Origin of the sequence: Streptococcus sp. HMSC072D07 (genome assembly GCF_001814835.1) — a bacterium.
Classification (GTDB): Bacteria; Bacillota; Bacilli; order Lactobacillales; family Streptococcaceae; genus Streptococcus.
In genome coordinates this window covers 91,336-106,201 of record NZ_KV818078.1, presented here as the reverse complement: position 1 = coordinate 106,201, position 14,866 = coordinate 91,336, and the positions used below count along the sequence as shown (strand labels likewise).

The 14,866-nt window shown below is 41.4% G+C and carries 9 protein-coding genes; 1 reads left to right on the top strand and 8 read right to left on the bottom strand.

Annotation, left to right across the window (positions count from 1 at the left end):
• Complete coding sequence (locus tag HMPREF2991_RS08345; RefSeq protein ID WP_070568445.1) at positions 1 to 702, bottom strand: ABC transporter ATP-binding protein; 702 nt, start codon at positions 700 to 702, stop codon at positions 1 to 3.
• A 140-nt stretch (positions 703 to 842) separates the two neighbouring features.
• Between HMPREF2991_RS08345 and HMPREF2991_RS08340 the strand changes: the two genes are divergently transcribed.
• A complete protein-coding gene (locus HMPREF2991_RS08340; protein ID WP_070568442.1) occupies positions 843 to 1,415 on the top strand; it encodes a TetR/AcrR family transcriptional regulator in 573 nt (190 codons plus the stop codon).
• A 125-nt stretch (positions 1,416 to 1,540) separates the two neighbouring features.
• Here the strand turns inward: HMPREF2991_RS08340 and HMPREF2991_RS08335 are convergent, their stop codons facing one another.
• The 7 genes from HMPREF2991_RS08335 to HMPREF2991_RS08305 all read right to left on the bottom strand — a co-directional run bounded on the left by HMPREF2991_RS08335 (position 1,541) and on the right by HMPREF2991_RS08305 (position 14,822).
• The gene (locus HMPREF2991_RS08335) at positions 1,541 to 2,233 is read right to left on the bottom strand and encodes a phosphoglycerate mutase (RefSeq protein ID WP_000240130.1); all 693 of its coding nucleotides are present in this window, start codon (positions 2,231 to 2,233) and stop codon (positions 1,541 to 1,543) included.
• Positions 2,234 to 2,396: 163 nt separating this feature from the next.
• Positions 2,397 to 2,651, bottom strand: a complete 255-nt coding sequence (locus HMPREF2991_RS08330) for a hypothetical protein (protein ID WP_009013681.1) — start codon at positions 2,649 to 2,651, stop codon at positions 2,397 to 2,399.
• Positions 2,652 to 2,674: 23 nt separating this feature from the next.
• Positions 2,675 to 2,878: a hypothetical protein gene (locus HMPREF2991_RS08325; protein WP_008281298.1), complete on the bottom strand. Its 204-nt coding sequence runs from the start codon at positions 2,876 to 2,878 to the stop codon at positions 2,675 to 2,677.
• A 135-nt stretch (positions 2,879 to 3,013) separates the two neighbouring features.
• Complete coding sequence (locus HMPREF2991_RS08320; RefSeq protein WP_070568439.1) at positions 3,014 to 3,394, bottom strand: hypothetical protein; 381 nt, start codon at positions 3,392 to 3,394, stop codon at positions 3,014 to 3,016.
• Between the two features lie 151 nt (positions 3,395 to 3,545).
• Positions 3,546 to 9,056 (bottom strand): ZmpA/ZmpB/ZmpC family metallo-endopeptidase, encoded by a 5,511-nt coding sequence (locus HMPREF2991_RS08315; RefSeq protein WP_070568436.1) that lies wholly within the window; start codon positions 9,054 to 9,056, stop codon positions 3,546 to 3,548.
• A gap of 233 nt (positions 9,057 to 9,289) precedes the next feature.
• Positions 9,290 to 9,670, bottom strand: coding sequence for a hypothetical protein (locus HMPREF2991_RS08310; RefSeq protein WP_000856372.1), 381 nt, complete (start codon positions 9,668 to 9,670; stop codon positions 9,290 to 9,292).
• Between the two features lie 247 nt (positions 9,671 to 9,917).
• Positions 9,918 to 14,822 (bottom strand): ZmpA/ZmpB/ZmpC family metallo-endopeptidase, encoded by a 4,905-nt coding sequence (locus tag HMPREF2991_RS08305; RefSeq protein WP_257372019.1) that lies wholly within the window; start codon positions 14,820 to 14,822, stop codon positions 9,918 to 9,920.
• Positions 14,823 to 14,866 lie beyond the last annotated feature (44 nt).

Here is a 14,866-nt window from a genome sequence, read left to right as displayed (position 1 = left end):
CTAATACTCCAATGTATCGATATCCTGCGGATGCTCATTGATCGTCATGCTCTTAACAGTGGCATCGCGCATGTGAATCACCCGATCTGCAATAGGAGCTAGCGCACCATTGTGGGTCACGATAATCACCGTCGCTCCTTTTTGACGAGACATGTCTTGGAGAATTTTCAAGACTTGCTTCCCCGTCTGATAATCCAAGGCACCTGTCGGTTCATCACAGAGGAGAATTTTAGGATTTTTGGCTACTGCCCGTGCGATGGAGACTCGCTGTTGCTCCCCTCCAGAAAGCTGGGCTGGAAAATTATTGAGGCGATGACCTAGCCCTACATCTGTCAAAACCTGCTCTGGATCTAAGGCATCTGTCACGATTTCTGAGGCCAGTTCCACGTTTTCCTTGGCTGTCAGATTGGAGACCAGATTGTAAAATTGAAAAACAAAACCTACACCTTCACGACGATAGTTTGTTCGTTGGTGCGAACTATAGTTGGCAATATTGGCACCATCGATCCAAATCTCCCCCTCATCATTGGTATCCATACCTCCTAGGAGATTGAGAACGGTTGATTTTCCAGCACCTGAAGCACCAAGTATGATAACCAGCTCCCCTTTTTCAATTTCAAAATTCACATCACGATTAGCCACAATCTCCGTATCCCCAACCTGGTAACGCTTGTAGCTGTGTTTCATTTCAATATAAGCCATATCGTTTATCTCCTTTTCAAAGCTCATTTTCTTAAATCAACAAGGTGTTGATTCTAAATCACAAATATTATATAATGGGCTAAGTCAAAAAGCAATAATCAAAAATCAACAAAGTGTTGATTTAAGAAAAAGGAAGAGAAATGGTTCAGAAACGAAAAACTACTACTAAGGAAGACATCAAAGAAGCTTTGATTCAGCTGCTATCAGAGGAGAAATTTGAAAATATATCAATTAGTAAACTCTGCAAACGCGCAGGAATTAATAGGGGAACTTTCTATCTACACTATGAAGACAAATATCAAATGATTGACAGTTTTAAAAGTGAAATCATTTCCCAGCTCTACATTTTTTTAGAAAAAGAAAGAGAATCTCCTAGAAAGTTTATGTTAGCAAATTTCTATATATTACGTTCGAACGAACGCCTCATCAACGCCTTGTCCCAAAGTCATTACATAGACTTTCGTGGTGCAATTCGTGAATTTCTAAGTAGCATTATTCTAACTGATAATCAAAAAGAAACGACTCGTCATTTCTTATCAGAAAACTTCCAAATTCCTCACAAATACGCTTTGGAAATCTTCTTATCAAGTATTGAAGGGATTATTTCTCTTTGGATTGCAGGGGGAGCGCAAGAAGAACCGGAAGAAATCACGGATATAATTTTATCAACCTATAACTACGAACACTGGAGCTACGAATCAAAAGAAGATTAATTCATACAACTTACTATTTCATAAGCTATATCCTCTCATTTTATACTTTTTCAATTAGCTAAATTGCCTTTTTTTAAACTTAGATACAAAAAAGCCTAGGAATTTCTAGGCTTTCTGTTTATAGATTATTTTCCAAGGTAGTATTCAGAAACTACGTTCAATTTTTCGTCGAATTCGAATACCAATGGTGGGAAGTTAGGGATTTCCACGTCCATGATTTCGTCATCTGACAAGCGTTTGATGTGTTTTACAAGGGCACGGATTGAGTTACCGTGAGCTCCTACGAATACGTTTTTACCATCTTTAAGTGCTGGAGCGATTTTGTCTTCCCAGAATGGAAGGGCACGTTCCAAAGTCACTTTCAAGTTTTCAGCATCTGGGATAACTGAGTCGTCAAGTGAAGCGTAACGACGGTCAGTGTGTGCTGAATGCTCATCATCACGATCCATGTTTGGAGGCAATACATCGTATGAACGACGCCAGATGTGAACTTGCTCATCACCAAATTGTTCCGCAGCTTCAGCTTTGTTTTTACCAGTCAAACCACCGTAGTGACGTTCGTTCAAACGCCATGATTTTTCAACTGGAACCCACAATTGGTCAGAAGCTTCAAGAGCCAAGTTTGTTGTTTTGATTGCACGTTTCAATACTGAAGTGTAAGCTTGGTCAAATTCGATACCAGCTTCTTTGATCAATTTACCAGCGTCAATCGCTTGTTGTGTACCTTTTTCAGACAAATCAACATCAGCCCAACCAGTGAAAAGGTTAGCTTTGTTCCATTCAGACTCACCGTGGCGAGCAAAAACCAATTTTACCATTAGATGGATTCTCCTTTTATTTTTCGAGGTTTCCCTCGTTTATCTATTCTATTTTACACAATTTTTCACAAAAAAGCTAGTTAAAATCAACTAAAAAGAGAGAACGGTGTCCTCTCATCTAGATATTATTAATTCGCGATATTCAATCAAGAAACGATTGCAATTATTTGTTATTTAAAGCATCAATTAAACGATCAGTATTCTTAGTTACATTAGTATCATTGTAACGATTATGAATTAGACCTTCAATTGTTTCTTTGCAATTTTCAAGATTAGCTTTTTCAAATACTACCACACTGACAACATGTGTTCCACCAGAAGCAAGATGCAAAACTAGTAGAGTTTGAAAAGCACTTAGCACTGTTAATACACCATAAGCCGCTAATATCAATCCCCCAATAAATGAATTTTGCATCATTGAAAGGCCAATAAGAGCGAAAATTATACCCAAGCAAATGTTTTGAAATCAAGACGAAATGAACTATCTACACTTGCAACATGATCAACAGGAATTGTTTTATTTTGAGAACCCAGTGGAATAACTTTTAAAATAGTAGGGTTAGAAGTTTTTATAAAGACTCCCTCTAAAGTAATGGAAGCTTTTAAATAGAATGTTAAATACGATGTAATGAAAGATTGTTTCATAATATTCTCTTTTTATTTTTTCAAGTTGTATTACATCATGTTTTCTTATAAAAAAGCATTTTGCTAACATATTCTTTTGCCAGATAATTCTTTAAATAAAAAAACAACCCTCAAACGGATTGTTTCACTAGACTATCAGACAAGGCCACGGACTTCTTTCAAAAATTTAGAAAAAGAAACAGCGCCTTTAATGATTAGAAATCCTCCTATCCACTCGGTCGCTGAAAGAAAGCCCAGCACGCCACCAATGATAAATAAAATAGAAGGTAGCTTTCGAAGTTGTTGATCTTCTTCGAAATAGATTAACATAAAGGTTCCTAATGCAATCATCAAAATCTTAAAAAATGTCAGGAGCAGGGAAAAGGCAACCGTGATAACCAGCATTTTTGAAGGATCTTTATAGATGATGGCCCCAGTATAGGATAGCAAAAATCGTAGGACAGGTCCCAAAAGTAAGGTCACTCCTGCCACCATGCCCAGTCTCCAATTGAGTCGAACCAATCTATCTCTCTCCATAAAAACCTCCTTCTATCGTAGCTATCATTCTACCATATTTGCTCCAGAAACAAAAGACCTTCTCCGTCACAAACAAATCGCCTACCTGCTTTCAGACATCTGAACATAAAAAGAGAAGATCTGTCGATCCTCCCTTTTCATTTTCTAACCCTTATTTCTTAAAAATAGAGGTTCTGAAGTCGTTTGTTTGGTCAAGATAAGCTTTAAAGATTGCTCTCTTCAACTTATGAACTGCACTGTCATACTCTGGATTATAGTTGCTCCAACGAGGACTTACAGCATCCTTGAGAACAGCTTGGTCCATAAGGGCTTGCAATTCAGTCACACTATTGATGGTCTCTGTCGTATAGTTTGGCCATGGTTTTGTCGGATCTTTAAAGGTCACTTGTTTCAAGTTTTTAAACTGATCCACACGTTCTTTATACATGGCTTTCTTAAAGGCAGCCCAAGATGAATACTTGCCTTCAAATACCTTGTCCAATACAAGATCATCTGTCACTAATCCTCGTTCTTTACCATAGAGATTGATGGTTTTACCTTTTTGTTTGGCAACTTCTTCGTATTGGTTTGAGATATAAGGTACCATTCCATCCTTAAATCCTTTGGCAGCCAGAAGTTCATAAGCAATCCGACGTCCCATAAGGTCCCCTGGCGTGCCTTTCTCACTGCTGAGAGCTGAAAAGATTGGAGCAAAGAGTTTAATGGTATAGTAGCCATTTCGTTCATAGTCGCCAGTCTGGTACTCACGAGCAGATAAGATGTTGTGGTCAATCAAACCTTCAAAACTATTCAAGTTTCGGGCCTCTTCTTCTGTCAATTCTTTGACTACGTTAGTGGCATAAACCTCATTTCCATCTGCTGGATCTTTCACATACTTGTTCTCAATCTTTCTGAGAGCCGCCATTTTCTGGTAAACATTTAGTTTGTTAACGATTGACTGCCCTTCGAGATATTCCATCATGTAGATAAGGTCAAACATATTGTGAACATAGTTCTGAAGATCTGCTGCATTTTGGAATCTCTCTGTCGGATCCAAGACTTGCAGACGGGAGCCCTCTGTACTATCTGATTTTGAGTGTCTCAAGATAGAATTGATGGTAATGGTTGCGTCACTTGGTTGGTCAGGGGCTTGCAATAAGCCTTTTGCGAAGAACTCTGGGCCCAAGCCACTTCTTCGACCATAGCCACCAAGATAAATATCCTGATCTGAATCATGGGTCATTTCATGGGTATAAGTAATGGCTCCATCCTTGTCCAGCATACGGTAAGACATATAGTAGACGCCATCACCTGTTGCGTAGGCTCCATGCTGGTTGTGTACTACCTTATTGCCAACTGGTCCAAAGAAGTTTTTCATGGCTGGATTGGAACTATCAAACTTAGCCTCCAATGTAGCTTTTCCTGAGGTTGTGTCATCACCAAATTTATAGGCATCATAAAGGAGAATCGTACGATAGAGTTTTTCACGTCCCTCATTATCTAAAATACGATACCAATAATCGTAGTGATCTCGCTGACGTTTGGCAGTTTCACGCGCATTTTCTTCAACAAAGTCATTAAGAGCCTTGCCTGCTCTATGCTCGCTATTGCGGTAGCGATCATAAGCTCCAAATCCTAGACTAGACAAGGTTGAGATGACAAAGACTGATTTCTCTGGCAAGGTTAGGAGCGGCAAGACCATATTGCGGTATTTCCAAGTGGCACTCGTGATGCGGTCATAGACACCGATAGAATACTTAGTCCCAACTTGTTCTTGCTTCGTTTTCACCTCTTCGATAGTGGATTTTTCTTCGACAATGTAAGCCTTGGTCTCTGATTTAAACCAGTCATTGTTGCTTTTCTCTGGTAGAAAGACTTTTCGGTAATTTTCTAGCGTGCTAAACAAATCTGTCGTTCCATGCTGGTTGGCAAGACTGATACCATAAGTATCGACATTATTCTTAGCAAGAAGATTATTAAAGCCAGATTTACCTAACTCAATCAGAGTGTCCAGTGGTGAAGCATTTCCCTTACCAAAGAAGTCCAGGTGGTACAGAACCAGGTCTTTGACGTTTACCTGACCATAGCTGAAGTTGTACCAACGCTCCAGATAGGTCAAACCAAGTAGCAAGGCTTCTTTGTTGCGCTTGATTTTATCTACAAGATAGCCTTCAGTGACTGGGTTGACACTAGCCAGTCCAGCATCTGCTGACAAGAGTTTCTTCAAACTGTCTTCCAGTTGTTCCTTGGTTTTGGCGAACTGGTCTTCTAGATAGAGCTCAGTCTGCTCGACTTTTGGAGAAATACCAAGTGTCTTTCTGATGCCTTCTGAGTGGTAGTCCACCTGCTGCAATTCAGGTAAGACTTGCTTGATGATAGAGCTTTGGTCGTACAAGAATTGGTTTGGCGTATAGAGAAGCCCAGTATCTCCTAGACTATATTCTGCTAATTTGGCGAAATCAGTCTGGTACTGGAGATCGAGTTTCTCAGATGAATGGTCCTTGTAGTGAAGCAAGAGTTTGTTTGCAGTCTCTTTGTTTGAAACAATGTCTGTGATGACTTGGTTATCCTTCATCATGACTGCTGACAAGACTTCTTTTTGATACAAAAGACTGTTCTCATTGACCAGATTTCCGTATTTGACGATGGTTGCCTTGTTATAGAAGGGTAACAATTTTTCAATGTTCTTATAAGCCAAGGCGCGCTTAGCTTGATAATGGGCCACCTTAGAAAAATCACTGTCTTTCTTGCCACTTGTTGAGAGGGGCTCCACTGTTGGTAGAGTGAGAGGATTGATAGCTGCTTTTTTGCTTTCGATTTGGGAAGCATCTAGCATTGTTCCTCTTTCTTCAAAGGATTCCTTGCTGACGACCTCATCCTTGACTAAGGTGACATTGTAGACTCTGTTTGCCTTGCTGCTGAATGTGTCCTTCACCCTCATTCCATTATAGTGGTAACCGGTAATGGCATTTCCGTTGGTTACATTGACATCACTGAGAACATTGGTCAATTTTCCAGCATGCTGTTCCTCATTAGTTTTTCGATCCCACAAATAGCCTGCTACTCCCGCGACTCTACCAAAGTGCTTGGCATTGTTAATATCGCCTTCAGCATAGCTATCTTGGATCTGTGCATCCTGATCTACTAGACCTGCAAGACCACCCACAGTCTGATCTGAACTATTTGTGTTGGATGAAATGGTCACTGTCGCTTTTGACTTAGTAAGTAAAGCCTTGTCACCTGTCAAATGACCGACCAGACCACCGATATTGTAGGCAGCAGTCGTCTCATACGTGTTGATAATTCTTCCCTTGAAACTGCTCTCTGTGATACTTGATTGCTCAGCCTTTGCCAACAAACCACTGATACCACGTTCACCGGCGAGAACACCATCAACGTGAACTTGTTTAATCTTTGTGCCATTCTGAGCTTTATATGCTAGTGAACCGATATCATCTTTCCCTGAAATAGAGACATTTTTCAGACTCAATTTTTCTACTGTGGCGCTACTCAAAGTTTCGAACAGAGGCTTTTTCAAGTTGTAAATAGCATACTGCTTGCCATCTTTTTCACCAATCAACTGACCAGTAAAGTTACCCTTGATGTAAGATCTATCATCAGGTCCCAGTTCCACTTCGTTGGCATTCAAACTAGCTGCTAAATGATAGGTTCCAGAGAGATTCTGGTTGATAGCTTTGACTAGGTTGCTAAAGGAAGTAAAGGTTGTCGTTTCGTCTGTAGCCTTCTTAGCTAGGTAGAAGGTGAAATTATCGACATATTTATTTTCTAGCTCTTGCTGGAGTTTCTCAGCCTTGGCTGTGATTTTATAAACCGGCTGACCATCTTTCGTTTCAGCCGTTATTGAAGTGACTGGTAGATAGACATCTTTAAATGACGAAGATTTAACCTTGACAAAGTAAGTTTCTGTATTCTTTGGAACACTGTCTAAAGAAACGTGTTGTTTGTAAGTACCATTGGTCTGACTATACAACTCCAGATCCGAAATGTTTCTTAATTCAAGTGTTTTTTCTGGATCTTTTTCTTTTTGTTTTTCTGTCGGAGTTTCCGGTTTTACTTGCTCGGTATTGCCAGTATATTCTGGTAGAGGAGCAATTTGTTCGGGTTCAATGACTGCTCCAGCTTGGGTACCTTTATACTCTGGAAGGGAAGACTGGATTTCTGGTTCGACGATAGCACCAGCCTGTGTTCCCTGATACTCAGGTAGTGGAGTGACTTGTTCGGGTTCCACAATCGTACCTGATTGAGTATCTGTATATTCTGGTTTGTCAGTTGTCTCAGGGGCTACAATCGCTCCCGCTTGAGTTCCTGTATACTCTGGTGTTGGTGGCACCTCTTCAGGCTCTACGATTGCACCAGACTGCTCGCCTGTATAGGCTGGTTTGTCAGTCGTTTCTGGTTCCACCAAAGCCCCTGACTGGACACCCCCAACCTCTGGTTCAACTTTTTCCGGTTCAACGATGGCACCAGCTTGGGTTCCCTGATACTCAGGTAGTGGAGCGACTTGCTCGGGTTCAACGACTGCTCCTGCTTGCTCGCCTGTATATTCTGGTAATGGAGCCTGCGTCTCAGGCTCTCCTTTTTTTGCAGACTGAGGTGCTTCACTCGGAGCAACTGCCTTCTTAGTCCCTTTCTCTACTATACGTGGCAAGGCTTCTTCTACTTTGGTTGAGAGAACTTCCCGAGAAATTTCTTGGTTTTCAACAGTGAAAATGCGAACAAGTTCAATCTTCTTCCCAGCACGACCTTCTTGTTTGACATGGATGGTTCCCTCTGTTAGTTCTGGATTTTCTTGAACCACTTCTGAAAAGTCTAGTTTGGTTACAATTTCTTGGTCTTTGTATAGGAGCTCTGGTTTATTCACGCGACCAGCCAAGACTTCATCCTGAGGATCCACACTAGCAAGACCAGACGGTTTTGGATCGGATGAATCTTGAGAAGGGATTGGGTTTTCAGCAGGGAGTGTAGGAGACGGAGCTTTCTGCTCATCTCCTGCCTTTTGTCCACCTTCGTTGGCTTGGAAATGAGGTTGAACCGTGTAGTCTAGTTTCTGATCCCTAGTAGCAGTTTCTTGCTGACTAGAGTCCTTGTCTTTCTTAATATAGCCTAGGTAGGTATAACCCGATAAGGCGCGTGGCAAAGGCAGACTATCTCCTTGGGATAATTGGTATTCCTGATTGTATTGGAGCAAAAGTTGATTTTCGATAGCCTGAACTGAAGAAGCCAAACCACTGCCCATCCCTGTTACCAAAATCACATTCAAAAGAGCTTTCTTCTTGCCTTTCTTTTTGGATACAACAAAAATAAGGAGGCCAATTGAAGCTAGGGCTCCACCAGTTAAAACACTAGTAAGGCTATTCTGTCCACCTGTATTGGGCAACTGACCCAGCTGGGCTTTCTCATCCATACGGTAGACTAGATAATAGGTGCTCTCACTATCTTCAGCAATTTTAGGAATATCCTTGACAATCAAGTCCTTTTCTTGCCCACTCAGCTCCGTATCCGTCACATATTTGTAGTGAACAGCTGCATTTTCTTGAGCAAATACGGTACCACTGCTAGCAATGGACACAAAAAATAGGCTTGAAATCGAAGCTGATACAAGACCAATTGCTAATTTTCGTAAGGAGAAACGATGCTGCTTCTCTCCAAAAAACTTTTTCATTTTAAATCCTCTCGCTTTTTAACCTCTATCAAGAAAATAACTAGGATTATATTTTGATATAGGTAATTTACATTCATCATTATACTATAAAAAAAGGTCCTTGTCTCAAATAAATGCTTTGAATTTTATGAATGTAAAAGCTTATTTATCCTATAAAATTTATCCGTCGTTGATGACAAAAAAAGAAGGCTAATCGCCTTCTCTTATTTGAAAATATTTCTAACAAAAAGTCATTATTCTTGAATCTCGAATTTTTTCAAAAGTCCAAAATAGAGGGATCCACCAATGATTGTCAGAATTCCTCCTACCCAGCCCAAGAATGGGATCAATCCAACAGAACCACCCACGATAAACAAAACAGACGGTGCTGGCGTCACACGCTCATCGTCCTTGTAATAGACAATAGACACAATTCCTAAAACCAAGACAGCAATTTTCACCAATGAAAAAATAATTATAAAAATCCTCAATATACTATCTGTTGCATCAGGGTCTTCCGTCACTGCAGCAACCCCGACAGCTATCATAAACATAACAAGAGGCGCCAACAGTAAAACAATACCTGCGATAAGACCAAAAATCGCATTTACGCGAGCAAGTGTATTTGTTTTCATCTGAATCTCCTTAAAAATTTTTCAGCTATCATTTTATCATATTTTCATGAAAAATAAAAGAAATTTCAAAATGAGGATACTAGATGGTGAATGATTTCAAATTTCTAAACAGACATTTCGAGCAAGAAATATATCATGTATCAATTTGTTTGTAAATTCATTCGTTTTTAGTAGTAAGCTAGTAATTTTCATAGAAAAAAGAAGATCACTTGGATCTTCTTTTTTCGTGTCTGTTTTTGCAAGAGACTTATCTTTCAAAGATAGACTGTCTGAAGTCGTCTGTGGCACGTAGATAAGCATTAAAAATACGATACTTGAGTTGGGCGACACTGCTCTTAGAGCTGTCTGATAAGGCACGATCAATGTTCTTAGCTGAGGCATCCGCTAGTACTGCTAAGTACATATAATCTTGTAATTCCTCATAAGAAGAAATCGTAATTTGTCGTTTGCTATCTAGTTTTCCGGCTTCAAACTCAATGGTAATTGGACGAAGGAAGTTTTGCGCTTTGTTGTATCGCTCATTCAACATAGCTTTCTTCAAATCCTTCCATGATTCATACTGACTACCGTAGAGGTTTCTAAGGATTAGATCATCTCCAACTACTCCGACATCTCCTCTGTTCCAGATTGAGTAGGTCTTATTACCTTCTTTAAGCGCTTGGCCGGAGTATTGGCCAGATACATATGGGACAAATCCTTGTTGGTAACCCTTGTCTCCGAGCAATTCATAGGCTCTACGACGGAACATAAGTCCACCAGGTGCACCAGTTGGATTGTCCAGAGCTGCATAGAAGGAAGCAAACATATTGACGATGTAGTAGCCATTTCGTCCAAAGCTAGCGGTATCCCAACCGTCCCGACGACCAATGATATTATGATCAACCAGAGCATCGACAGATTTTAGTTTGGCTGCTTCTTCGGCTGTTATAGGGACAATTCGATCATCAGCGTGGGCTTGTTTACCATAAGAAGTTTTTTCAAAGTTATAATTTTCAGCCTTGCGGTACCATTTCATTTTCTGTTGATCAGTTAGAACTCCAGTAACAATATCCCCTTCTACATAATCCAGAAGGTTCAGCACATCAAAGACTCCATGCATGTAGTCGCGAAGAGCGTCTGCTGAGGAGAATCGAGCAACAGGATCATAGGTATGGTAACGTGTGGTCGAATCTTTATCTCCTTGATAGAAGCTATTAAGTACGAGACCTTTTTCGCTAACATTGGTTACAGACTCTAACATCCCTGTAGCAAAGCTCTCAGGTCCTTCACCCTCACGACGACCATGTCCTTCAAAATAGATAGAACCATCCGAGTTGTGGGTCATTTCATGGGTATAGACCATGGTTCCAGAAGCTCCCAGCATCTGGTCATAGACGTAGAAGACTTCATAACCATTGGCAAAGGCTCCTAGTCCATTGTCTCCGTGATACTTGCCAGCAGGACCAAAGAAATTGTACATAGCAACAGAGGTCTTATCATTACGCGGAGCCCAATATTGCTGGCCTTTATCATTATAAAGAAAGAAACCGTCTGTAACAATCACCCGTCTGAATAGAGTGTCTTTCCTGTTTGGACTTAGAATGTTGTACCACATGTCATAGTGGTTTCGTTGCCATTCAGCTGATTGATCCACAAGTTTTTCAACGTGTCGATGGAGTTCCTCACCTGAGAGAACTCTGCCACCTTCTTTCCTGTAGCCTCCAAAGCTACCAAAGGCAATGGTCGACATATTGCTGATGATATAGACATCTCTTTCAGGTAAGGTCAGAAGCTGGAGAACCATTTGCTTGAAGCCCCAATCTCCCTGAGTCAGTCTGTCGTAGACCTTGATTGTATACTTACTCTTACGATCTGCATTGTCTTGCTTAGCCTGAATTTCTGGCAGACTTGAACGAGCTTCTACAATATAAGCCTTGGTATTTTCCTTGAACCACTCACTGTTGGTTTTATTTGGCAAGAAGAGTTCACGCAGACTTTCTAAGTAAGCAAAGAGGTCTCCTTTCCCTTTTTCCTTGGCTAGGGATTGTCGGTAAGCATTGAAGTTGTTTTGCGCTCGAAGATTGCCCATTCCAGAGTTCCCGAGAGCGATGATAGTATCCAGTGTCGAAGCTGCTTGATTGCCAAAGAAATCAAACTTATAGGCATTAAGATCTTTGGTATTGAACGTTCCATAGTTGACATTGTACCATCGGTTGAGATAGGTCAGACCAAGCATGAAGGCCTCTTTGTGCTGCAGAATCTTTTGGCTAATCGCATCCGCTACGGCAGGGCCTAGGGTGTTAATCGACTTGTCAACTGAAAGCACCTTGAGGAGCTCCTGACCTAGTTCAGCCTTGGTTTGTTCAAAGGCTTTTTCCAAATAAAGATCATCTAAGGAAGCTGTTTCACCAATCCCTAATACTTTACGCACTGCAGCCGAGTCATAGGTCACAGCTTTGAGTTCTTCCAAGACACTCGCTTTAATGGACTGGTAGTCAGATAAGAAGGCCTCTGGCGTATAGAGCAAATTCTTATCAGTGATGCTATATTCAGCAATCTGGCCATTGGCAAAATCACCCTTGTAGGTCAGATCAAGATAAGCGATCGTCTTATCTGCATAATGCAGCATCAGTCTATTGATTTCACCCTTATGGCTATTGACATCTGTTATCAGTGTCTCATCTTTCATCGGAACTACATCTAGCAGGGCTACTTTGTTGAGTTTATCATCTTCAGCTAATTGGTTGGCTATATGAACGATGAAGTCTTTGTTGTAGAATGGTAATAGTTTTTCTACATTTTTGTAGGCTTGTTTTCTGGACTCTTGGGCTCCCCTCACTCGACTATAGTCTGTTTGATGCTGGTAAGCTTGCTGCAATGGCTCCTGGTCCGTCAAGTTTGAAGTGATTCCAAAGGACTGACGTTTGGCTTGCGCATCGGCCTCTGAAATAGAACGGACAAAACGCTCATCTTTTCGATTTGCTGTAGTTCCTTCAAGAACATAAGAGTCCCGAACAGAAGCCTCAGGATACGGATCTCCTGTCATCGCATGACCATTTTGAACCTTGACACTGGTCAAGACATTTCGGACCTGTCCATTGTTCCAAGTAGACCCGATCGCTCCACCGACTTGGCCAGAATGACCTCCATTTTGGATAGAACCAGACACATAAGAAGTTTCTAATCTAGCTCCATTCTGCAAACGACCGATCAATCCTCCAACACGCTGGTCTCCATTTCGACCCGTTACTTGGATAGATACATCTGCCTGACTCTTCTGCGCCAGTGATTGATTGCCGTGGAAATTACCGACCAGGCCACCAATATTGTACTCCTGCCCCCCATCTTGGGTGCTGGTGATGGATCCTTTAAAGGCAACATTGGTTAGTTTTGTGTTTTGGGCAACTCCTACGAGTCCACCGATATGCTTGTTCCCAGATAGACTACCACTTACAGAAACATCCGTAATCGTTGCATTTTGAGCATTGCTAGCCAAGGCCCCTATAGAATCCTTGCCTGTAACTGCAGCCGATTTCAAGGTCAGTTGCTGGATGGTGGCATTTTTCAAGGTTGCAAAGAGTGGTTTTGCCAAGTTGTAGATGGTATAATCTTTGCCATCCACTCGGCTAGTTAGGCTACCTGAAAATTCTTCTGGAACATAGCTTGTCGCAGAATGTTCTAACTCAACCTCATCTGCTGAAACATCCGCTCCTAGTTTGAAGTTTCCAGTCGGGTTTGACTTCATGGCCTCTATGAGCGCTTTGAAGGACGTATAGACACCTTCTTGACTAAGAGGCGTTTTTGGCAATTCAAAAGAGTAATCTGGACGATAATGATCCCCTTCTCCCTCGACGAGCTGATTAGCTGATACCGTTACGGAATAGGCATTGCCCTTATCTGTAATCTTAGAAACAGGTAAGAGCATATCCTTGAACTTGTCTGACTGAATGCGGACATAGTAGTTGTCTAAATCAGATGGAACTTCCGACAGGGATAGGTAACGTCGGTAGTGACTACCATCTTTACCGTACAGTTCGATACGATCAATATCTTTGATTTCAACCTTCTTATAATCTAGCTGAACTGGGCGTTGATCCTCTATACTAGTTTGTTCCCCTTGACCCGGGTCATATTTCATGACAGTTTTGAGGGTATAAGGAGTATAGTAGTCCAAGTCATCAAGTGTCAATTTTTGAGTGAGGTCCACAAGGTCGACTTCCTTGATCAGCGTTTCGCCCTTGTATAGCTGCACTTTGGCTGATTGATAGCTTGCTGTAGCATCCGTCAAGTGATAGCTAAGAGAAACTTGGCGTTGATCTTCTTCCTTCTCGACACTGACTAGAGAGAGGGTTGGTTTTCTCTTGACACCATCCAGAGCTTGACGAGCTGCCTCGAGATCCGTCCGAACTTGATCGACCAAGGCTTGATTGGCGAAAGGATTGTCCAAAACGAGCTTGGCCTGATCTAGAGCACGATGATAGCGGAGTTTGGCTTGTTCATCAGCATACTGGTAAGCAACTGTAGACTGAGTCACATCCTTCATGTCAAATTCAACTCCAAGAGTTTTCTTATCAACAGGTTGACCGTCTAGATTATTCTTAGCAGTTTCAAGGGCTGTTTTCAAAGAATCAACCTGTTCTTGACTAGCATGAGATGCCTCAAAGAGAGCTTGGGCATTTGCGACTGCCTGTTTATAAGACTCTTGATCTGCAGTGGTATCATTGAAATACTGATGCGTTTTCTGGATGCTATCGGCCTCTTCCACTAATTGGTGTAAGGGTTCGAGGTCGAGAGTTCCTTTTTCTGGTTCCACAGGAGCGTGATCCGCATTTGTAGAAATTGGTTTTGTACCGACTTTGATAATCTGAGGAACTGCTTCTTTTGTGATAGTGTTAGAGATTTCCTCTGTATTTTCGACTTTTCCATCTACTAAATACTGACGGGTGACAATCGTACGCACACCATCTTGACCAGCTTGGCTAACTTCCCTTTGCCCCAAAGGCAGGTCTGCACTTTCCACTTCCTTAGTTGGATAGGATTCGGCCACTGTTGTGGTAACATCCTTTTCTTCAACATTTAAGCTTGGGACTTCATTTACAGGAGCGTCTGTTGGTTTCTCGCTAACAGGAGCTGTTCCGACGGTTACGATCTCCGATACTGCTGGTGTTGTCACTTCGTTAGAGATTTCCTGGCTTCTCTCTACTTTTCCATCTACCA